15 protein-coding genes are annotated in these 19,449 nt (G+C 60.9%); 5 read left to right on the forward strand and 10 right to left on the reverse strand.

The window, feature by feature from the left end; all coding sequences use genetic code 11:
* Positions 1 to 66 precede the first annotated feature (66 nt).
* From C1J04_RS05190 to C1J04_RS05205, 5 genes are all read right to left on the reverse strand, one after another.
* On the reverse strand, positions 67 to 2,505 hold the full coding sequence (locus C1J04_RS05190) for a mechanosensitive ion channel domain-containing protein (RefSeq protein WP_009826269.1): 2,439 nt from the start codon (positions 2,503 to 2,505) through the stop codon (positions 67 to 69).
* A 161-nt stretch (positions 2,506 to 2,666) separates the two neighbouring features.
* Positions 2,667 to 3,923: an OpgC family protein gene (locus C1J04_RS05195; protein ID WP_009826270.1), complete on the reverse strand. Its 1,257-nt coding sequence runs from the start codon at positions 3,921 to 3,923 to the stop codon at positions 2,667 to 2,669.
* Positions 3,898 to 5,676, reverse strand: coding sequence for a glucans biosynthesis glucosyltransferase MdoH (gene mdoH / locus C1J04_RS05200; RefSeq protein ID WP_009826271.1), 1,779 nt, complete (start codon positions 5,674 to 5,676; stop codon positions 3,898 to 3,900). Before mdoH ends, C1J04_RS05195 begins: the two co-directional genes overlap by 26 nt.
* On the reverse strand, positions 5,669 to 5,833 hold the full coding sequence (locus C1J04_RS19425) for a hypothetical protein (RefSeq protein ID WP_005851989.1): 165 nt from the start codon (positions 5,831 to 5,833) through the stop codon (positions 5,669 to 5,671). Before C1J04_RS19425 ends, mdoH begins: the two co-directional genes overlap by 8 nt.
* Complete coding sequence (locus C1J04_RS05205) at positions 5,830 to 7,392, reverse strand: glucan biosynthesis protein (protein ID WP_174226600.1); 1,563 nt, start codon at positions 7,390 to 7,392, stop codon at positions 5,830 to 5,832. The genes C1J04_RS19425 and C1J04_RS05205 overlap by 4 nt, the downstream gene beginning before the upstream one ends.
* Positions 7,393 to 7,753: 361 nt before the next feature.
* Here C1J04_RS05205 and nhaC point away from each other — a divergent pair, with 361 nt between their 5' ends.
* Positions 7,754 to 9,247: a Na+/H+ antiporter NhaC gene (gene nhaC / locus C1J04_RS05210; RefSeq protein WP_037954620.1), complete on the forward strand. Its 1,494-nt coding sequence runs from the start codon at positions 7,754 to 7,756 to the stop codon at positions 9,245 to 9,247.
* 65 nt (positions 9,248 to 9,312) lie between these two features.
* Here the strand turns inward: nhaC and C1J04_RS05215 are convergent, their stop codons facing one another.
* The 4 genes from C1J04_RS05215 to doeA all read right to left on the reverse strand — a co-directional run bounded on the left by C1J04_RS05215 (position 9,313) and on the right by doeA (position 14,632).
* Positions 9,313 to 10,920: a class I adenylate-forming enzyme family protein gene (locus tag C1J04_RS05215; RefSeq protein WP_009826274.1), complete on the reverse strand. Its 1,608-nt coding sequence runs from the start codon at positions 10,918 to 10,920 to the stop codon at positions 9,313 to 9,315.
* Between the two features lie 138 nt (positions 10,921 to 11,058).
* On the reverse strand, positions 11,059 to 12,432 hold the full coding sequence (locus tag C1J04_RS05220; RefSeq protein WP_009826275.1) for an aspartate aminotransferase family protein: 1,374 nt from the start codon (positions 12,430 to 12,432) through the stop codon (positions 11,059 to 11,061).
* Between the two features lie 27 nt (positions 12,433 to 12,459).
* Complete coding sequence (doeB, locus tag C1J04_RS05225; RefSeq protein ID WP_009826276.1) at positions 12,460 to 13,452, reverse strand: N(2)-acetyl-L-2,4-diaminobutanoate deacetylase DoeB; 993 nt, start codon at positions 13,450 to 13,452, stop codon at positions 12,460 to 12,462.
* A 4-nt stretch (positions 13,453 to 13,456) separates the two neighbouring features.
* Positions 13,457 to 14,632: an ectoine hydrolase DoeA gene (gene doeA / locus C1J04_RS05230; protein WP_009826277.1), complete on the reverse strand. Its 1,176-nt coding sequence runs from the start codon at positions 14,630 to 14,632 to the stop codon at positions 13,457 to 13,459.
* A 118-nt stretch (positions 14,633 to 14,750) separates the two neighbouring features.
* On the opposite strand from doeA, the gene C1J04_RS05235 reads away from it, so the two are divergent.
* The gene (locus tag C1J04_RS05235) at positions 14,751 to 15,206 is read left to right on the forward strand and encodes an Lrp/AsnC family transcriptional regulator (RefSeq protein WP_009826278.1); all 456 of its coding nucleotides are present in this window, start codon (positions 14,751 to 14,753) and stop codon (positions 15,204 to 15,206) included.
* A 21-nt stretch (positions 15,207 to 15,227) separates the two neighbouring features.
* Here the strand turns inward: C1J04_RS05235 and C1J04_RS05240 are convergent, their stop codons facing one another.
* The gene (locus C1J04_RS05240) at positions 15,228 to 15,668 is read right to left on the reverse strand and encodes a PACE efflux transporter (protein WP_009826279.1); all 441 of its coding nucleotides are present in this window, start codon (positions 15,666 to 15,668) and stop codon (positions 15,228 to 15,230) included.
* 277 nt (positions 15,669 to 15,945) lie between these two features.
* On the opposite strand from C1J04_RS05240, the gene C1J04_RS05245 reads away from it, so the two are divergent.
* Genes C1J04_RS05245 through C1J04_RS05255 form a run of 3 tightly spaced genes read left to right on the forward strand, consistent with a single transcriptional unit; the run spans position 15,946 to position 19,358 of the window.
* Positions 15,946 to 17,463 (forward strand): ATPase domain-containing protein, encoded by a 1,518-nt coding sequence (locus tag C1J04_RS05245; RefSeq protein WP_114865256.1) that lies wholly within the window; start codon positions 15,946 to 15,948, stop codon positions 17,461 to 17,463.
* 8 nt (positions 17,464 to 17,471) lie between these two features.
* Positions 17,472 to 18,929 carry a sensor histidine kinase gene (locus C1J04_RS05250; RefSeq protein ID WP_009826281.1) on the forward strand — a complete coding sequence of 486 codons (1,458 nt, stop codon included), beginning with the start codon at positions 17,472 to 17,474 and terminating at the stop codon, positions 18,927 to 18,929.
* A gap of 48 nt (positions 18,930 to 18,977) precedes the next feature.
* Positions 18,978 to 19,358: a response regulator gene (locus C1J04_RS05255; protein ID WP_037954204.1), complete on the forward strand. Its 381-nt coding sequence runs from the start codon at positions 18,978 to 18,980 to the stop codon at positions 19,356 to 19,358.
* Positions 19,359 to 19,449: the final 91 nt, after the last annotated feature.

Genomic DNA, 19,449 nt, shown 5'->3' on the forward strand with positions numbered 1-19,449 from the left:
CTATACAAAAAGGCCCCCGATCAGCGCTGATCGGGGGCCTTTTTCTATTTCAGTCATCCGCGTCTGTTAGCGGTCTGCACCACCGTCGCCGTCGGCATCATCGCTGTCCGGCACATCGTCTGCCTCGATCGGCTTGGACACGGTTTTGGTCGGCGGCAGGCCTTGATCCTGCGCGGCGGGGCCTTCGATCTTGAACGGCTGGGTGGTGCCGTCCTTGTTCTCGCCCAGCCAGATGGTCTGCTGCGGGAAGGGGATCTCGATCCCACGCTCGTCAAAGACCGTCTTGAGGTATCCGTTGTACATACGCCCGATGCCCCATTGCTTGCCGGGGTCGGTCTTGATCCGCACACGCAGCACCACGGCGCTGTCACCAAGGGATTGCACGCCGAACCATTCCAGCTCTCCCATGATGCTATTGGCGATCTCTGGCTCGTTTTCCATCATGCGGTCGAAGGCGTCGTACATGGCCTGCTTGGCCTCTTCGACATTCTCGCGGTAGGCGATGCCCATGTCACAGACCGTGTAAGAGAAGCCGCGCATATAGTTGCTGACCACATCCACGGTAGAGAAGGGGATCATGTGGAACACCCCTTGCACATCGCGCAGGGACACAGAGCGCACCGACAGCTTTTCGACGGTGCCAGTGGTGCCGCCCACGGTGATCACATCGCCCACGTTGATGACGTTCTCGAATTGGATGAACACGCCGGTGATGATGTCTTGCACCATCTTCTGCGCGCCGAAACCAATCGCCAGACCCAAGACCCCGGCAGAAGCGAGCAGTGGCCCGATATCCAGCCCGATCTCGCTCAGCACGAACATCAGCGTGAGGATGATCAGCGCAATGGTCGCCGCATTGCGCAGCAAGGTGAGCAGGGTGGTTTCCCGCGAGGTTGGCACAGCCCCGTATTCGGGGTTCAGCTTGTAGTCGACAAAGGATGTCAGCGCGAGCCAGATGGCGAAGGCCACCGTCAGGATCAACCCGACAGAGATCAGCGCCTTGGTCATTGCCAGCCCGACCTGCCCCTCAAGCCAGCTGCGCATGTCGATCGTGCCGATCACGTCCAGCGTAAAGAACAGCACGCAGACCAGGAGAAACAGCCGCAAGGCGCTGAAGGCGCGGGGGACAAAGGTGTTGATGCGACGTTCCAGCAGCGGCAGCTTGGCGTTCACGTCCTCGGGCAGTGAAATGCCGCGGTGCACGGCCTGTGCCAACCATCCCGACAGCAGGGCGGCGATGATGATTGCGGCAAGGATCTTGCCCGACCCGACAATCGCGTTCAGCGTAACCTCGGCGGGCTGGGTCATGACCACGATGAACATCACCGCGATATAGGCCAGCGCGAACCAGTGCCAGATGCCTGCCAACCCGTGCAGCGTGCGCGCGATAAAGCCGCGGCGCGCCTCTGCGATGGTGGCGGGGTCGACGCCCTCGGCGGCTTGCGCCTCGCTGGGGTCGGCCTCGCTTTGCAGCCAGCGGGTGACGGCCTTGCGACGGCGCAGCACGATGTAGACAAAATACAGCAGTACAAGGACCGATAGAAGAGCCGACACGCCAGCGCCCGCGGCCGTGTTGACGCTTTGGTTGACGATTGGCACGACCAGCAGTTGCCCGTAGCCCAGAACACTGACCACGATGCTCAGATAGCGCGTCAGCGCCGCGGCGGCCTTGTCACCGACGGGCACCAGACGCAGACCCGACGCAACGGGCGACAGGAACGACCGGATGACGACTTTGGTCATTTCGACCAGCAGGAAGGCGTTCAGATACATCGACTGGCGGATGCCGATCTGCCCGACTTCGCCAACGGCGAGGATGGTGATCAGATAACCAGCGGCCCATGCCACAACAACGATAAAGGCGTCCAGCAGGTTCGACCCCAGAAATAGCCCGATAGAGCGGAAGAGGCCCACATGTTCAGCCGTGCGCCCCATGCGCGCATACAGCCCCCGCGCAAGGTAGCGCAGCACCACAAAGAGCGCGACGGTGATCGCAATGACCGCAAGCAGGCCGGGGATCGCTTCCAGCAATACGGTCAGTTCCGCACCGCTGAGGCCAGAGAAGACCTTGCCGCCGCGTTGGAACCCGTTCCAGAAAGAGGTGAGCGTATTAACCGTGTCTTGGCCGATCTGCTGGGTGATCAGGGCGATTTGCCGCCCGACCGATACGCCTTCGGCATCCGCGGCGGCGGTGATGGTTTCAATCGCGGGGTTTTCATCACCCGCGGGGTCGCCCGAGGCATCCAGCGACTTTTCAAGGTCGGCGATCAGCGCCGCGCGGGCGTTATCGTCCTTAAGCACTTCAAGCAGGGTATCCAGCGGTGCCTTCGCCTCTGCCTCGGGTGTCGTTTCGGTTGTTTCCGTGTTGGAAGATCCGCCACCGGTGAACAGCGATTGCGCCTGCGCCGCGAAGGGGGCAAGCGTCAGGAAGAGTGCCACCACAAGCCCCGTCAGTACGTAGAGCCACCCTTGGGTTGGCATCGCGATCTTTCCGGTTTTTGACATGGGGGCCTCTTTCAACACACTAATTTACACTACGAGATAGGGGAACATTCCCTATTTCCACTGTTTTTCGCTTATGGGCGGTCTTGGACGTAAAGAAAACCCGATGGCAGGGCGAGTCTGCGCATCGGGCGGTCTTTCGGTCATGGCACTAACGGGCTTGTTTACGCAGTGGAACTGCCGGTGATCACCTCGGCGCGCGGGGCCTCGGCTTTGGTCGGGGCGGGCTGCTTTGGCTGCGGCTGTTTGCGGGCGGCTTCGGCCAGCAGGGCGGCGGCATAGCACACAGCGATGGCGGCCAGCGGCAGGGTCCACGGCAGGGCGGTGACCGTAGGTTCGACATCCATCATGATCTGTCCGGCCAGTGCAAGGATCGTCCCTAGCCCAAAGACCAGCAGGCCGTGGCTGCCCATCAGACGCAAGGGGGCCGCATAGCGATGTGCGCAGATGCGGGTCACCACGGGAAGGCACGAAAGCACATAGACCAGCGCGAGGATATGCACCAAGCGCGGCAGCGCGAGCATCGACTTGTTGTGCGTCGTGATGTTGCTAGGCAGGCCAAGCCCGCCAAGCTGCGCCATCTTGTTGTTCATGAACGCCCCCAGACCGGGCACGTAGCGCCAGGCAAAGATGAACAGCAGCAGACCAAGCGCCAGCTTGAACAGGATCGGAGAGTTGCGGACCAACCGTTCGTCCTTGCGATGACGCACGCCAATGGCAAGGCCGATGACAAAGATGAACTGCCAGGTGAGCGGGTTGAAGAACCAGCCGCCGCCACCGGGGTGGTTCGGGATGGTCAGTCGGGTGGCTCCTGCATAAAGCCAGAACGCCCCCGCAACGGCCAAGGTCGTGCGCGGCGCGTAAAGTACAGCGGCGATCAGCGCAGGGCCTGCCAGCAGCAAGACGGTATAGGACGGCAGAATATTCACATAGCCGATCTGGTATCCCAGCGTGACCAGCCCCGCCATCGCGGCACCGGTCTGGTCATACAAGAGGGCGAGGTTGTGCATCACGCGAAATTCCGAGCGCACAAACGTATCTGCCGCCCAGGCATAAAGACCGATGGCCGCGACCGTCAGCACGATATGCACGATATAAAGCTGCCACGCCCGCCGCCACAGAGGGGCCATCGCGTCCCAAAGACGCAGCTCGCCCGACATCCAGCGGCCAATGGCGGGGGAATAGGCGATGCCCGCCGCGATGCCCGACATGATAAAGAACGCCTCTGCCGCGTCGGAGAATCCGATGTTGCGGATGGTCAGATGCTCCCACGGGTTGCCGGGCATGTGGTCGATGATGATCATGATCAGCGCCAGCCCGCGAAACGCATCGATGCGCGGATCACGCGCGCGGCGCGGCAGGTCGACGCCGCGCCGGATGGGAATAAGCTGGGCGTCAGGCCGGTTGGACGATTGTGTCATGCGACGATCCTTCTGGGGCGGCACCCGATCTCAGGTTGTCGCGATATGCTGCAATGACGGCGGGCGTGGCCCGTTCTTGCGGCGTGGTAAAGACTTGGCCGGTGCTCTCGTGCGAGGTCACGGCGATCAACAGCGGCGCGATGGACATGGGCAGCGTCACCGGCAAGAGCCAGAAAATCAGGTTCGGCACCCAAAGATAGACGGCAACAGTCACCGCGACCCCGAACAGCGATACCCAACGGCTGGCACGCCAGCTTTCGGCGAGGGTAAGCCGCCCTTCGCCGCGTGCGGTTGCGGGCCAGCCGCCATCCTTGCCGGCAAAGACCTCGGCGACGGCGCGGCTTTGATACATCAGCATCACGGGCGCAATCAGCGCGGTCAGCAGGATTTCAGACAGGACAGAGCCAAGCGCGCGCAGCGCCCCGCCAAACCCCTTGGCGCGGCCTGTTGCAGCCGCTTCGCCAAAGATCGCGAGCTTGGGTAGCAACAGCAGCCCACCGATCCCAAAGGCAAGCGCCACGATCTGGAAAGTCTTGTCGTCGGGGAAGACGGGGAAAAGCTGATAGGCGTTGGGGAAATAATCAGGGCTGGCATTGGTCGCAGCAGCCAGCAGCGACACGATCAGGAAGGCCCCCCAGGCGACCGATACCAGATAGGCCATGATCCCCTGGACAAAGACGAACCGGCTCCACCCGTGCAGCCCGGGGGCGCCGACCAGACGCATGTGTTGCAGGTTGCCCTGACACCAGCGGCGATCACGGCGCGCAAACGCGAGAAGATTGTCGGGGCCTTCCTCGAAGGAACCGGCGATGCGGGGGTCCATCTCGACGCGCCAGCCGCCGCGTACCAGCAGGGCAGCTTCGACATAGTCATGGCTCAGGATGGTGCCGCCGAAAGGGGCGGGGCCGCTGAGTTCAGGCAGGCCGCAGCATTGCGACAGGGCGCGCACACGGGCGATGGCATTATGCCCCCAGAAGGGGCCCGCGCGCCCCTGCATACGGGCCAGACCGCGTGCAAAAACGGGCGAGTGAAAGCTGGCAGAGAATTGCATCGCACGGCCAAACAGCGACCCCGCGCCAAAGATCTTGGGCAGGGTTTGCAGCAGGCCAAGGCTCGGGTCTGCCTCCATCCGTGCGACAAGATGGCGGATCGTGTCGCCCTCCATCAGGCTGTCGGCGTCGAGGATCACGACGTATTCATAGGCCCCGCCGGATTTGCGGATGAAATCCTCGACGTTGCCCGCCTTGCGGCCATATCGGTCGGTACGGTTGCGGTAGTAGACCGGGTTCGCAGCGCCTTCATCGCCCAAGAGCGGGGCCAGCGCCGCGCGCTCTGCGATCAGGGCGTCGGGGTCAAAGGTGTCGGACAGAATGGCGAAATCAACGGGTACGTTCGAGGCCTGCATGGATTGGCGCATTGCCATAATGCGCGCGCAAACCTCGGTCGGGTTTTCGTTGCAGATCGGCACAAGGATCGCCGTCGGGGGGAAATCCGCGTTGCTCAGGTCCATCTCAGACAGGGGATCGAAAGAAGGCACGCCCAAAAACGCCTGCCCCGCCCCCCAGGCCAACCACGCAGTCGTAAGCGCGATAAGCGCCACGGCGAAGCCGTCCCAGATATCAAATCCGGTATTTAGCCCCGCTTGCGCCAGCGTCGCGGCTGCCGCTGTTGCGCATAGCAGGGCAAAGCAAATGGCGCCAACGCGGCTGACCCGCGTGGCACCATCGCGTAAGTAAGAGGGCATGTCAGGCATTACGCATGAAGATGCGGCTCACCACCTCGAACAGGGAGGGGCGGGCATCATGCTCTAGCACCTGCCGCGGCATATCCAGCGGGGCAGGGCGAGGCGCATAACGGTCAAAGTCGGTCATTTGTTCGGTGGTCGCAGGTGATGTCACAGACGTATTCATTCTTTCAGCCATTGGTATACCCAAGTCTCGGTCAGGCTACGGTCGCCCGCGACCAGATTGGCGCGCAGTTCAACCGTTGCATCAGTTTCGGCGACGACCTCTAGAACCAGTCGCCACATGTGATCGTGGCCGTCGATCTGCTGCAGTACTTGTCCTGCAACTGTGCCGCCGGCGATGTTTACATTGGCTTCAACAACGTTCTCGGCGTTTGGTTCCCCTAAAGTTGCACCTTCGAAGTCGATGACAAACTTTCGGCGATCATTGCGCGGTTTTACGCCCGCGATGCCCCCATTTCCGGCAAGAGTGCGCGATACTTGGGCAAGTGTCGAAGACGCGCCGGGCGGGTTCATCCCCCAGTTCAGACGGTAGGAAATGCTTTTGCTATCCCCCGCCGCGAACCCGTTCTTGTAAGTCCAGAAGGCGACGATATTGTCGTTCCCCTCCAGATCCGACGGGATCTCGATCAGGCGGACCATGCCTTCGCCCCAATCCCCTTTTGGTTCGACCATCAGCGTCGGGCGCAGCTCGTAGTGGGCTTCGGCGTCCAGATAGTCGTCAAAGGCACGGTGGCGCTGCACAAGGCCAAAGGATTTCGGCGATTGCGCGCCAAAGTATGAATTGGCGAGCTTGGGCGGGTTGTTCAGCACGCGGAACAGCGTGTCTTGGCCAGTGTTGACCACCAGCGCCTCGCTGTCGTGGACGCGGGCACGGTAATCGTCAAAGCTACCCTGATCGTTCAGCCCGAACAGATACATCGATGTCAGCGGCGCGACGCCCAGTTGCTGCACGTCCTGACGGAAGAACAGTTCGGTGGTCACATCCATCGTGGTGGTGGCACCGGGGGTCACAGTGAACTTGTAGGCCCCCACGACCGACTGGCTTTCCAGCAGAGCGTAAAAGGTCATCTTCGTCTCGCCGGGTGCGGGACGCTGCAGCCAGAAGGCGCTGAAGCGGGGGAATTCCTCGGGTTCGGAGGTGGCAGTATTCACCGCAAGCCCGCGCGCGCTCAGGCCATAGCGGTTGCCCGCCCCCAAGGCACGGAAGTAGCTCGCCCCGAGGAAGGACACAATCTCGTCGAACTGCTGCGGATCGTTCAGCGGCGCATTCATGCGGAAGCCCGCGACGCCGGGCAGCTCGGTACCGGTCGGGATTTTTTCAAGCGCTTTGGACTGGTAGATGAAATCATCCGAGGTAAAGCCAAGCGGCTGTGCCTTGCCATTGACGATCTCGTAAAGCGACACGGTGCCGTCAAACAGCCAGCCGGGGTGATAGGCATGTACCACCGCCTGCGCCGCAGGGCCTTTCCAGATCGCGCTGTCCTCGCGGAAGCGGATGTTGCGGTAGTCGTCATAGTCCAGCGTGGTAAAAGGCTCGCCCAGTTGCGTCGGCGCGGTGTACTCTTCACCCGCGAGGCTGCGCGCCCGTTCGATCAGAATATCAAAGGAAAAAGGCTCCGCCGTATCACTGGCCTGCGCCCAAGCAGCAGTGTCTTGCAAACCGGTTGTAGCAGCGAAAGCCAAAGTTGCCCCCCCCGCGCGCAATACTGACCGGCGAGACATCGGGCGGGAGCGAGACAAATGATGCATCAAAAATGATTCCTGTTCGTTGCTGCATTGCAGAATTCATATAATTACGCGGGAAGTTCAATAACATGAAGCATGATGCGCAAAATTTTGCTGCACAGTGCGGGGTTTACGCGAAAATCGCGAAATCAGCGCGGCATCATCCGGCAATATTTGGAAAGACATAGCGCCCCTGAGTGCAGGTGTTGTCTAGTCCCTTTGAAATACAGCGGAAAATTGCCGGAAATGACGTTCAATCGCCCTAGAATAAGATTGGTTGGCATCACAGGTCCGCAATGCCACCCTAAAGGGAATCTGTGTGTGTATCAGTAAACAAGAATACAAAAACGAGGACAAAATGGACAATAAAGACCTTCCATCGCTCCCGCTGGCGCTGCTGCCCGTCGTTCTGACGCTTGGCCTTCTGGCGCTGCAACTTTTCTACTATGGCGACTTCACGCCGCATATTCCCCTCATCCTCGGATTGGCCATCACGTCCCTGCTGGGTGTGTTTCGCGGTCAGACGTGGATGGACATCCGCGAAGGCGTGTTCCACGTGATCCACGTGTCGATGCCGTCACTGGCGGTGTTGATCGTGGTCGGCATGATCGTCGGCGTCTGGATCGCGTCGGGCACGGTGCCTACGCTGATCTATTACGGGCTGACCTTGCTGACCCCGTCGATCTTTCTGGCAGCCGCGATGATCCTCTGTGCGGTGGTTTCCCTGTCGTTGGGGACCAGCTGGGGCACGGTCGGTACCATTGGTCTGGCGCTGATGGGGATCGGTGCGGGTTTCGGTATCCCGGCCTATTGGACCGCCGGTGCGGTCGTGTCGGGCGCGTTCTTTGGCGATAAGGTATCGCCGCTGTCGGACACCACGAACCTGGCGCCTGCGGTGACGGGGACGAATGTCTTCGACCACATCAAGAACATGCTGCCCACGACCGTCCCTGCGATGATCATCGCGCTGGTGATCTATGTGGTCGTCGGCTTCATGCTGATCGAAGAGGGAGCAGGCGACGTCAGCAGCATCAATCAGATCACAACCGGTCTGGAGGAACGCTTTAGCCTCGGGATCATCCCGCTGACGCCTGCCTTGATCGTGATTGTGCTGGCGCTGATGAAAAAGCCGCCGCTGCCGTCGCTGTTTGCCGGTGTGCTGGCCGGTGGACTGGTGGCAATTTTCTGGCAGGGCGCGGGGCTGCATGACGTGTTCGCCTTCGCGCAATCGGGCTATTCCATCGACACGGGCATCGCCGACATCGACAGCCTGCTGAACGCGGGCGGCATCCAGTCGATGATGTGGACCATTTCGCTGATGTTGATTGCCTTGGGCTTTGGCGGCGCGCTGGAGCGCACCGGCTGTCTGGAGGCGATCATTCTGGCGATCGTCAGCCGCGTGAAAAGCTTTGGCGCGGTACAAAGCTCGGCCATCGGGACGGCCTTTGCGACCAATATGGTTGCGGGTGATCCTTATATCTCTATCGCGCTGCCGGGTCGTATGTATGCGCCCTTGTACCGTGGGATGGGCTATTCGACCCTGAACCTCAGCCGCGCGGTGGAAGAAGGCGGCACGCTGATGAGCCCGCTGATCCCGTGGAACGCCGGTGGTGCCTTTGTGATCTCGGCTTTGGGGCTGGGGGTCATGGACGGTAACCTGACCAACCTGCTGTATATCCCGCTGGCCTTTGCCTGCTGGACCGCACCGCTGATCGGTGTGTTCTATGCGGTGACCGGTCTGTTCTCGCCCAAAGCGACGGACGAAGATCGGGCCGAGTGGGACAAATCCGGCGAAGACATCATGGACCTTGGCGACCATGAGCTCGCCTACGCGCAACCGGCCGCGACCTGATCGCGCCTGCACCGACACAGATGAAAGCCGCAGCGCCAATGTGCGCTGCGGCTTTTTTCATGCCCTCAGGCCTGCGCCTTCAGCCTGTCGCGAAGCGTGTTCTTGACGATCTTGCCATTGGCGTTGCGCGGCAGGGGATCGGGTTCGAACGTCGCGAAATCGGGGGCTTTGTAGTCCGCCATCATTGTGCGTGCGAAAGCCTTGATCGCATCAATATCCAGCGCGGTATCCGTGGTGTGGATGAAAACATGCATTTTTTCCCCAAGCACCGGATCAGGGCAGCCGATGGCGGCACATTCGATCACGGAGGGGTGGGCGGTCAGGGCGTTTTCGACCTCGGCGCTGTAGATGTTATATCCGCCGCGAATGATCATATCCTTGCGGCGGTCGTGCAGGCAGATGAACCCCTCGGCATCGCGTGACCCCATATCACCGCTTTTCCAATAGCCGTCGTGAAACTCGGAGGCGGTGCGGTCGGGGTTGTCCCAATAGCCGGGCACGGTCATCGCGCCCTTGATCCAAAGCTCCCCATGGGTGCCGTCGGGCACGTCGTTGCCCTGAGGATCGACAATGCGGATGTCGGCGCAGGGTACGGCGATGCCGATGCTATCCGCGCGTTTGGTGCCGAACCCCATCGGCAGGATCGTCACGGCAGAGGTAAGCTCCGTCGCGCCATAGGCGTTCATCAGGCAGAGGTTCGGCAGCTTTTCCGACAGTTCGGTGATGGTGGATTGCGGCATAGGCGCGCCGCCGTAGCCCCCGATCCGCCAGTGTTGCAGGTCGTAGTCCTCGACATTGCAGCGCAGTAGGAACAAGTTGTACATCGCTGGCACCATCAGCGTCTGCGTGACCTTTTCGTCGGCGGTCAGCGACAAGAATTCATGGGCACCGAAGACCTCCATCATCACGGTGCAGCCTGCGGTTTGCAGCATGGTAAAGACAGTGGCGACCAGCCCGGTTACATGGCTTGCGGGCACGCACAGCAGCGACCGTTCACCGGCCCCCAGCTCCATGCAAAGCTCGAAATGCATCGCGGAATGGACGATGTTCAGATGGGTCAGCGTCGCCCCTTTGGGCTGGCCTGTGGTGCCCGAGGTATAGAGGATCACCGCGATGTCATCCGCGTGCAGCGGCACGGCGCCGGTCAGCGGAGCCTGCGCGGGCAGCGTATCAAAAGCGTCTGACCCCTTCACTGTGCCGCCAACGCAAAAGCGGTGGGTCAGCCCGGGCAGATCGGCCGGTGCGGGCAGGCGGTCCGCGACATCCATGCCATGCACGGCGATCTTGGCACCGCATTGACGCAGGATAAACGCCAGCTCTGGCGTGCCTTCGCGGATGTTGATCGGCACGGCAATCGCGCCAAGCCGCAGACAGCCCATCATGGTCGCGATGAATTCCCAGCGGTTCGACAGCAGCAGCGCAACGCGGTCGCCCCTTTCGACCCCACGCGCGCGCAGCCCTGCGGCGATGCGGCCCACGTGCAAGTCAAGCTCGGTATAGGTCAGTCTGGTCTCGCCGCTGACCACGGCCTCTTGATCGGGGGCGCGGGCAAGGGCCGCGGCGAGCATGGCGTTCAGGTCGGCGGGGCGATCCTTGAAGCATTTGATCTCGCGACCGTCAAAATGGGTTTCTGTTTGTATGCGATCCGTGATCGCCTGTGACCAATGTGGCATCTGCGCTCCTCCCGTAGCTTGGGGTAGTCATTGCGCAAACAATCAGGGGCTGCAACGGCCAAGCGCCGTGTTAGCGCCCGCATTATGCCTCACCTGTGGGGGTCGGTTCGCCCTGCGAAACAAGGCGAACCGGGGCGTTTATCCCAGCACGGTTTTTACCGCATCCGCGGTCGCGGCGACGACGGTATCGACCTCGGCACGGGTGATGCAGAAGGGCGGGGCAAAGCCAGTGATGTCGCCTTGGGGCATGGCACGGGCGATCACGCCGCGTTCCAGCATCGCGGCAGAGATCGCGGCCCCCACCTTGGCAGCAGGATCAAGCGGCGTGGCGTCTGCCTTGTCGGCAACATACTCAACCGCGCACAGCAGCCCTTCGCCACGGATGTCCCCCACATTCGGATGATCGCCAAGCGCCTCTTTCATCGAGGCGTTCAGATATCTGCCCACCTCGGCCGCGTTGCTGACAAGGTTCAGGTCGTCGATGAGCTTGAGGTTCGCGACACCCGCCGCGGCACAGATCGGATGCGCCGAATAGGTCCAGCCGTGACCGATGGGGCCGTTCTCGTCCGTGCCCTGTTCCAGCACCTTCCACATCCGGTCCGATACGATCGACCCCGACAGCGGCGCATAGGCCGAGGTCAGACCCTTGGCGATGGTGATCAGATCGGGTTTCAGCCCATAGTGATCCGACCCGAACATCGTCCCCAGACGGCCAAAGCCGGTCACGACCTCATCCGCGATCAGCAAGATGTCGTGGCGGTTCAACACCTCTTGGATCGCGTCCCAATACCCGGCGGGCGGGGGCACGATGCCGCCGGTCCCCAATACGGGTTCCCCGATAAAGGCCGCGATGGTGTCTGGCCCTTCGGCTTGGATCAGCGCTTCAAGCGCGTTGGCGCATTGCGCGGTGAATTCGGCTTCGGACTGGGTGCGGTCCTTGCGGCGGTAGTAATAGGGCGCGTCCGTGTGGATCACGGGGTTCATCGGCAGGTCGAATTTGTCGTGGAACAGCGACAGGCCGGTCAGCGATCCGGTCATCAGCCCCGACCCGTGGTAGCCGCGCCAGCGCGAGATGATTTTCTTTTTCTGCGGGCGACCAAGGATGTTGTTATAGTACCAGACGAGCTTGATGTTCGTCTCGTTCGCGTCCGAGCCGGACAGACCGAAATAGACCTTGGACATATGCGCCGGTGCGCGGTCCATGATCATCTTGGCCAGCGTGATAGACGTCTCTGTCCCGTGGCCCACATAGGAATGGTAATAGGCCAGCTGATGCGCCTGTTCGGCGATGGCGTCGGCGACTTCGGTCCGGCCATAGCCCGCGTTCACGCAATAGAGCCCGGCAAAGGCGTCCAGCATCCGGTTGCCATCGCGGTCCTCGATATGGACGCCCGACGCCCCTGTGATCACCCGCGTCGCGGATTCACCCCGCGCATGCTGTGCCAGATGCGTAGAGGGATGGAAAAAGTTTTCGCGGTCCCATGTGGCGAGTTGATCATCATTGCGAAGCATAGGTCAGGCTTTCTGTTTAGGAGAGTTTCAGGTGAGTTCGGTGGCCAGCACGGCAAGGCAATCGCCCGGCTGTGCCAGTCCGGGATGATGGCGGGCGATCACGATGCCCCCCATCTGGGCGCGGATCTCACGCGGGGGCAGGCCCGTATGCTGGCTGTCCCATAGACGCGCGATCAGGTCGCCTTCGGCCACTGTGTCGCCAAGGGTGACGTTGAAATCGACCAGCCCACCGTGGTTGGTGACGTGAAAACAACGGTCGTCGTCTTGCGACAGCATGCGCGATGGCGCGGTGACGGGCTGGCCTTGCAGGATACCGGCGTGGATCAGCAGGTTGCGCACCCCTTTGCGGGCGATCTGCGCGGTTTCAGGCGTGGCAGTGCCGCCGCCGCCCAATTCGGTGGTGACGAATGTCTTGCCCATCACCTCTGCCGCGTCGTCGTACATGCCAAGCGCGTCGATCTCGCGCATCTCGACACTGAAAGGCGCGTTGAACGCATCGCGCGCGGTGCGGCAGCGGGCCTGTTGGTCAGGGTCGTCCAGCGTGTGACAGGCGGCGAAGGGCAGAAAATCCAGCGTCTTGCCGCCCGAATGGAAATCGAGCACGACATCCGCCATCGGCAGCAGCACCCGTTGAAAGTAATCCGCGATCTTCTGGGTGGGGGTGCCATCGGGGCGGCCGGGGAAGCTGCGGTTCATGTTCACCCCGTCCAACGGAGACACCCGCGTCCCCGCCATAAAGGCGGGGTGGTTCATGAAGGGGAGGATGATCACGCGCCCCGTGACATCCTTGGCCTTCAAGGTCTGGGCAAGCTCGACCAAGGCCAGCGGCCCTTCGTATTCGTCGCCGTGGTTGCCGCCGGTCAGCAGGGCAGAGGGGCCTTCGCCGTTTCTCACTTGGGTCACCGGAATCTGGATCGCCCCCCAAGCGCTGTCATTGCGGCTATAGGGCAGGCGCAGATAGCCGTGCTGCACGCCGTCGCAGTCAAAATCGATGGTGGCCGAGATAGGATTGTCCCGCATAGCGCTATTCCTTGATCACAAGCGCACGCGGGGTGGTGCACAGGCATTCGGCACCGGTTTGCGTGATGACAATCGGCTCTGTGATCTCGATCCCGCCGTCGTCAAGCCAAAGGGCGGGCATGAAGTGGAAGGTCATTCCGGGTTCCAGCACGGTGGTATCTCCTGCGCGGAACGACATGGTGCGTTCGCCCCAGTCCGGAGGGTAGGACAGGCCGATGGCATACCCGCAGCGACTGTCTTTCTCGAACCCGCGATTGCGCAGGGTGGTGTTGAAGGCGCGGGCAATGTCTTCGCAGCGGTTGCCGGGTTTGGCCTGCTCTAGCCCGGCATCAATCGCTTCGAGCACGGCATTCTCTGCATGCAGATACTTCTGCGGAGGCTTGCCCAAGAACAAAGTACGCGACTGCGGACATTGATAGCGTCGGTGCGCGCCCGCGATTTCAAAGAACGTGCCTTCGTTGTTGCGCAGGGGGGCATCGTCCCATGTGATATGCGGCGCGGTGGCATCCAGACCCGAGGGCGTCATGGGCACGCAGGCGGGGTAGTCGCCCCAATGCCCTTCGGCCCCGCTGACGGAGGCGTGATAGATGTCCGCGATCAGATCGTTCTTGCGCATCCCGACCTCGGCCTTTTCGCGGATCACCTCGTGCATCCGTTCAACGATCCGTGCGGCGCGGCGCATATATTCAAGTTCGGTCGGGGATTTCACCGCGCGTTGCCAATTCACCAGCGCCGTGGCGTTCTGGATATTGACGCCCGGCAGCCGCGTTTGCAGCGTCAGGAATGCCGAAGCGGTAAAGTAATAGTTGTCCAGCTCGAACCCGATGCGCGCATTCTCTAGCCCGCGGTCCGCGATGAGACGGGCGAGTTCCTCCATCGGGTGCTTGTCGGGGTTCTGGACGTAGGTGTCATCGTAGCCGACGATATTGTCATCATCCAGATAGGTGGTGCGCTGGGCACCGGCGCTGTCCATGGCGCGGCCCCACCAGACGGGCTGGCCTTCGTGGGTGAGCAGCACGCCTTGATGCACGTAGAACGACCAACCGTCATAGCCCGCCAACCACGCCATATTGGACGGATCGGTGACAAACAGCGCGTCCAGCCCGCGGTTTGCCATTTCGGCGCGTGTTTTCGCCAGACGTGCTGCATATTCGTGCTGTGTAAAAGAATGGTCGATCATGTGGGGATTCCTGCCAGGGTATTGTGCGAGTTTAGCTTTTTCGAGCTGTGCATTTATGCGAATAATGCCGCTACGCGGGTAAAAGCTGCAAACTTTTGTAAGATATGGGGAATTTAGGATGATTGACGCGATAGACCGGAAAATCCTGCATCACGTGCAGCGCGACAATCTGCTCACCAGCGCGCGCCTTTCCGAACTGGTCGGGCTGTCGCAAACCTCGGTCCAGCGGCGCCTTGCGCGGCTGCGAGCGACCAAGGTGATCGAGGCCGATATCGCCGTCGTCTCGCCCGAGGCCGTGGGCCGTTCCCTGACCATGCTGATCGCGGTGGAACTGGCGCGGGAACGGTCCGATATCATCGACCGTTTCAAGCGGGCGGTGCGGGAGCGGGCAGAAGTGATGAGCGCCTACTACGTGACCGGAGAGACCGACTTTATGCTGATCGTCAGCGCCAAGGACATGCAGGATTACGAGGCGTTCACCCGCGATTTCTTCTACAACAACCCCGATATCAAAGGGTTCAAAACCACCGTGGTGATGGACCGGATCAAGGCGTCATTCACCTTGCCGGTCTGATCACCACAATGGGTTGGTGGGCTAGGCGCTTTCCGCCTGCTTTTGCGACCACTCGGGCAGCGGAAAAAGCGTGTCGTAGATTAGGTTAAACACGTAGGAATAAACGAGGTAGAATGCCGCCAGTGCGATATCCAGCACGAAGGCATCCCACAGGCTGATCCCCAGATACCACGCGATGAAGGGCAGCAGAACCATCAGCAGCCCCGCCTCGAACGCCAGTGCGTGCAGCACCCGGACGATGCGCGATTTCAGGGTGGTTCCGGTCAGCCGTTGTAAGGCCAAGTCAAAAAGCACGTTATAGCCAAGGTTCCAAAGCGTCGCGAGCGTGGCGCTGACAATGCCCACGACACCAAAGTCATGTAGGGGCACGTCAAACAGGATCGCGCCTGCGGGGATCACAAGGATCAGCGCGATGATTTCAAAACTGATGGCGTGGCGAAGACGGTCAAATGCAGAGCGCATGTTATACCTCATTGAAGGGCCGGGTCGTCCCGACAGTTTTCCATTCAGGGGAGGTCGTCCTCACACTGCCATAGGTGGCAAAGCCGCGCGGGTTTTTCAAGAGCAATCGGCAACCGCCCCTTTGCCGACATTTTCGCGGGTCATCCGGCACTCTGACGTTCTATCGATACAAATCGATTTGCTTGAATGTTAATCATTGCGTAAAATACGGCGGATACATGGGCCCACTGCTGGAGTAAGGGCACCGTAAGAGTATGATACGAGTGGGGTGCAAGTAATGGGCGATCGTACCACTGGGGCGGCGCAGACGCGGCTGTCGACAGGGACGTCTGGTTTGGATGATGTGCTGTGTGGCGGGTTGACCCCGCATCGGCTGTATCTTGTCGAGGGGACGCCGGGGTCCGGCAAAACAACGCTTGCGTTGAAGTTCCTCATGAATGGTCGCGAAAATGGTGAGCGCGGGCTTTATATCACGCTTTCCGAAACGGTTGATGAGCTCACCGCTGTCGCACAGTCCCATTCCTGGACGCTAGACGATATTGATCTCTACGAGCTGGTCGCGGAAGACGAGTACAGCTCTGATCGGGAGCAATCCTTGCTGCACCCAAGCGAAGTCGAACTTGGGGAGACCGTGCGGGGTATCATCAATCTGGTGGAAGAGAATAATCCGACCCGTGTCGTTCTCGACAGCCTGTCAGAGCTGCGCTTGCTGGCGCAGAACCCGCTGCGCTATCGTCGGCAAATCCTGGCGCTAAAGCATTTCTTTGCGCGGCGTAAGTGCACGGTCTTGATGCTGGACGACCGCACGGCTGAACCGGGGGATCTACAGCTCCATTCTATCGCTCATGGCGTCGTCTCGCTTGAACAACTGGCCAATGATTTCGGGTCGGAACGGCGCAGGTTGCGTGTGATCAAGATGCGCGGCCTGAAGTATCACGGCGGCTACCACGATTTTACCATCGAAAAGGGCGGGCTGTGCGTCTACCCGCGCCTGATCGCGGCGGATCATGCGCGCGATTTTTCGGCTGATGCGGCGACAACGGGGCTGGACGAACTCGACGCTTTGCTGGGCGGGGGGCTTGTGCCCGGCACCAACGCCCTGCTGGCCGGTCCTGCTGGCGTGGGCAAGACAACGACGGCGGTGCGCTGCATGCTGGCCGCGCTGAACCGAGGCGAGAAAGCCGCGTATTTCCTGTTCGACGAACGGCTGTCGACGTTGCTTACCCGCTCGCGGGCGCTTGGCATGGACGTGCAGCCGTTCATCGACAACGGGCAGTTGGAAATCCGGCAGATCGATCCGGCGGAACTGTCGCCCGGTGAATTCGCTAGCGCGGTGCGCACGTCGGTGGAAAAGGACGGTGTAAGTGTTGTCGTGATCGACAGCCTCAACGCGTATTTGCACGCGATGCCAAGTGATAATTTTCTTGTGCTACAGATGCATGAACTGCTCAGCTATCTCGCGCAGCAGGGCGTGGTGTCGCTGATGATCCTTGGGCAACATGGTGTCACAGGGGAACTGCGGACCGACATCGATATCAGCTATCTTGCGGATACCGTCATGATGCTGCGGTTTTTCGAGGCCGATGGCGAAGTGCGCAAATCCATCGCGGTGATCAAGACCCGTACGTCTGACCATGAACGCAGCATCCGTGAATTCAAGATCGACGCGACTGGTATCGTGATCGGCGAACCTATCCGCAGTTTCTCGGGTGTGTTGTCGGGGACGCCGGTGTTCACGCAGCGCACAGACGCGCTTTTGCAGCTCGATCCTCAAACCAGCGACGGTGCAAAGTGACACCACAAATGGCATCGTCATCCGAACCAGAGACCCCGGATGATGCGCTTTTGGTCTCTGTCGGTATTTTCACGCCACGCGGACGGGATGCGGCTGTCGCCGGGCAGTTGCTCGACCAGCAGGATATCGCATCGACATCCGTCGCCTCCCTTGGGGAGCTTGCAGGCCTCGTCGGGCGGCAAATCGGCGCGATTTTGGTGACCGAAGAGGCGCTGGCAGGCGTCGGGGTCGATACCTTGCAAGAGGCGCTGGCCGCGCAGCCCCCGTGGTCGGATGTCCCGTTTATCGTGCTGGCCAATGGCACGTCCTCCAGCCGCAGCAACCACGCGGCGGCAAGGATTGACCAGCTGAGCAACGCGGTGCTCTTGTCGCGCCCTTTGCACGCAGAGGAGCTGGTACGTTCGGTGCGCTCCGCGCTCAAGGCGCGGCGGCGGCAGCATGAGGCGCGCAAACATCTGGAGCAGCTTGAACTGCGGGAGCGTCAGCTGTTCGAGAGTGAGGCAAAGTTCCACGCGATTGCGAATTCGGTCGATCAGATGATCTGGTCCACTTTGCCGGACGGGTTTCACGATTATTACAACGACCGCTGGTATGAATTCACCGGTGTGCCCGAAGGATCGACCGACGGCGAGGGCTGGAACGGCATGTTCCACCACGACGATCAGGAGAAAGCCTGGGCGCGTTGGGGTCACAGTCTTGAGACCGGCGAGCACTATGAAATCGAATATCGCCTGCGGCACCGCACGGGGCAGTATCGATGGGTGCTGGGGCGTGCCCAGCCTGTGCGCGACGAGGCCGGACGGATCACGCGCTGGTATGGCACCTGCACGGATATACACGAGATCAAGGTCGCCGAAGAACAGCGGCAGCTGATGCTGGGCGAGATGAACCATCGGGTGAAAAATACCCTTGCGATGGTCAATGTCATGGTGTCGCAGACGCTGCGGCAGTCCGAAAACCTGAAGGATGCGCAGGTCGCTATCCAGTCGCGTATCGGCATGATGGCGCAGGCGCATGACCGTTTGATCAAGGCCGCATGGGCACAGACCCGTATCCTCGAGGTGATCGAGGCCGCGTTGGCCCCTCACCGGACGGGTGAGGGACGGTTCGCGATAGAGGGGCCGGATGTGCCGATCGGGTCCAAACAGGCGCTGGCCCTGACGATGGCGTTGCACGAACTGTCGACCAACGCCACAAAATACGGCGCTTTGTCCGGTGACGGGGACAACGGCAAGATTGCGGTGCGGTGGAAGGTCGCTCGGGCAAGCGATGGGGCAGAGGAGTTTCACCTCAGCTGGACCGAAAGCGGGGGCCCATTGGTGACACCGCCAAGCCGCAAGGGCTTTGGCAGCCGGATGATAGAACAAGCGCTTGCCGGATATTTTAACGGATCGGCGGAACTAAATTACGCGCCAGAGGGTTTGAGCTTTATGCTACAAGCTCCACTGGCAGGTTTGACGATCTAAGAATGGTGCTCTGCGAGCCCATTGATCATTAATGAAAGCTGTCCAAACGTGGATTATCAGAACCTACCCGCCGTGCTGATCGTAGAAGATGAACCGCTGATCCGTATGGGGGCCGTCGATATGATCGAAGAGGCCGGCTTTAAGACCTATGAAGCCGGATCAGCCGACGAAGCCATAGAAGTGATGCAGACGCATTCTGATATTGGCATACTGTTCACTGACATTGATATGCCCGGCACTATGAACGGGCTCAAACTGGCGGCCTATGTGCGCACGACCTGGCCTCCGGTGGTGATCATGATCGCGTCGGGCGTGATCGAGCTTGACGAAGCGGACGTGCCAAGCGGGGCTGCCTTTGTGCCCAAGCCCTATGCCACGAACCATGTGACCAAGATGTTGCACGAAGCCACAGGGCAGGTGGGGGCCTGATCTTGCGGTCAGGCGCGTCTGGCGGCACGAATTGCCCAGATCAAAACTGGTAGAATGCGGCAGCTGCGCTAGCTCAGTCACAACCCCGACA

This window comes from Sulfitobacter sp. SK025, from assembly GCF_003352105.1.
Classification (GTDB): Bacteria; Pseudomonadota; Alphaproteobacteria; order Rhodobacterales; family Rhodobacteraceae; genus Sulfitobacter; species Sulfitobacter pontiacus.

Coding starts and splice junctions, on each gene's coding strand:
- C1J04_RS05190 (WP_009826269.1), bottom strand. CDS start 2,505: ATGTCAAAAACCGGAAAGATCGCGATGCCAACCCAAGGGTGGCTCTAC.
- C1J04_RS05195 (WP_009826270.1), bottom strand. CDS start 3,923: ATGACACAATCGTCCAACCGGCCTGACGCCCAGCTTATTCCCATCCGG.
- mdoH (WP_009826271.1), bottom strand. CDS start 5,676: ATGCCTGACATGCCCTCTTACTTACGCGATGGTGCCACGCGGGTCAGC.
- C1J04_RS19425 (WP_005851989.1), bottom strand. CDS start 5,833: ATGAATACGTCTGTGACATCACCTGCGACCACCGAACAAATGACCGAC.
- C1J04_RS05205 (WP_174226600.1), bottom strand. CDS start 7,392: ATGTCTCGCCGGTCAGTATTGCGCGCGGGGGGGGCAACTTTGGCTTTC.
- nhaC (WP_037954620.1), top strand. CDS start 7,754: ATGGACAATAAAGACCTTCCATCGCTCCCGCTGGCGCTGCTGCCCGTC.
- C1J04_RS05215 (WP_009826274.1), bottom strand. CDS start 10,920: ATGCCACATTGGTCACAGGCGATCACGGATCGCATACAAACAGAAACC.
- C1J04_RS05220 (WP_009826275.1), bottom strand. CDS start 12,432: ATGCTTCGCAATGATGATCAACTCGCCACATGGGACCGCGAAAACTTT.
- doeB (WP_009826276.1), bottom strand. CDS start 13,452: ATGCGGGACAATCCTATCTCGGCCACCATCGATTTTGACTGCGACGGC.
- doeA (WP_009826277.1), bottom strand. CDS start 14,632: ATGATCGACCATTCTTTTACACAGCACGAATATGCAGCACGTCTGGCG.
- C1J04_RS05235 (WP_009826278.1), top strand. CDS start 14,751: ATGATTGACGCGATAGACCGGAAAATCCTGCATCACGTGCAGCGCGAC.
- C1J04_RS05240 (WP_009826279.1), bottom strand. CDS start 15,668: ATGCGCTCTGCATTTGACCGTCTTCGCCACGCCATCAGTTTTGAAATC.
- C1J04_RS05245 (WP_114865256.1), top strand. CDS start 15,946: ATGGGCGATCGTACCACTGGGGCGGCGCAGACGCGGCTGTCGACAGGG.
- C1J04_RS05250 (WP_009826281.1), top strand. CDS start 17,472: ATGGCATCGTCATCCGAACCAGAGACCCCGGATGATGCGCTTTTGGTC.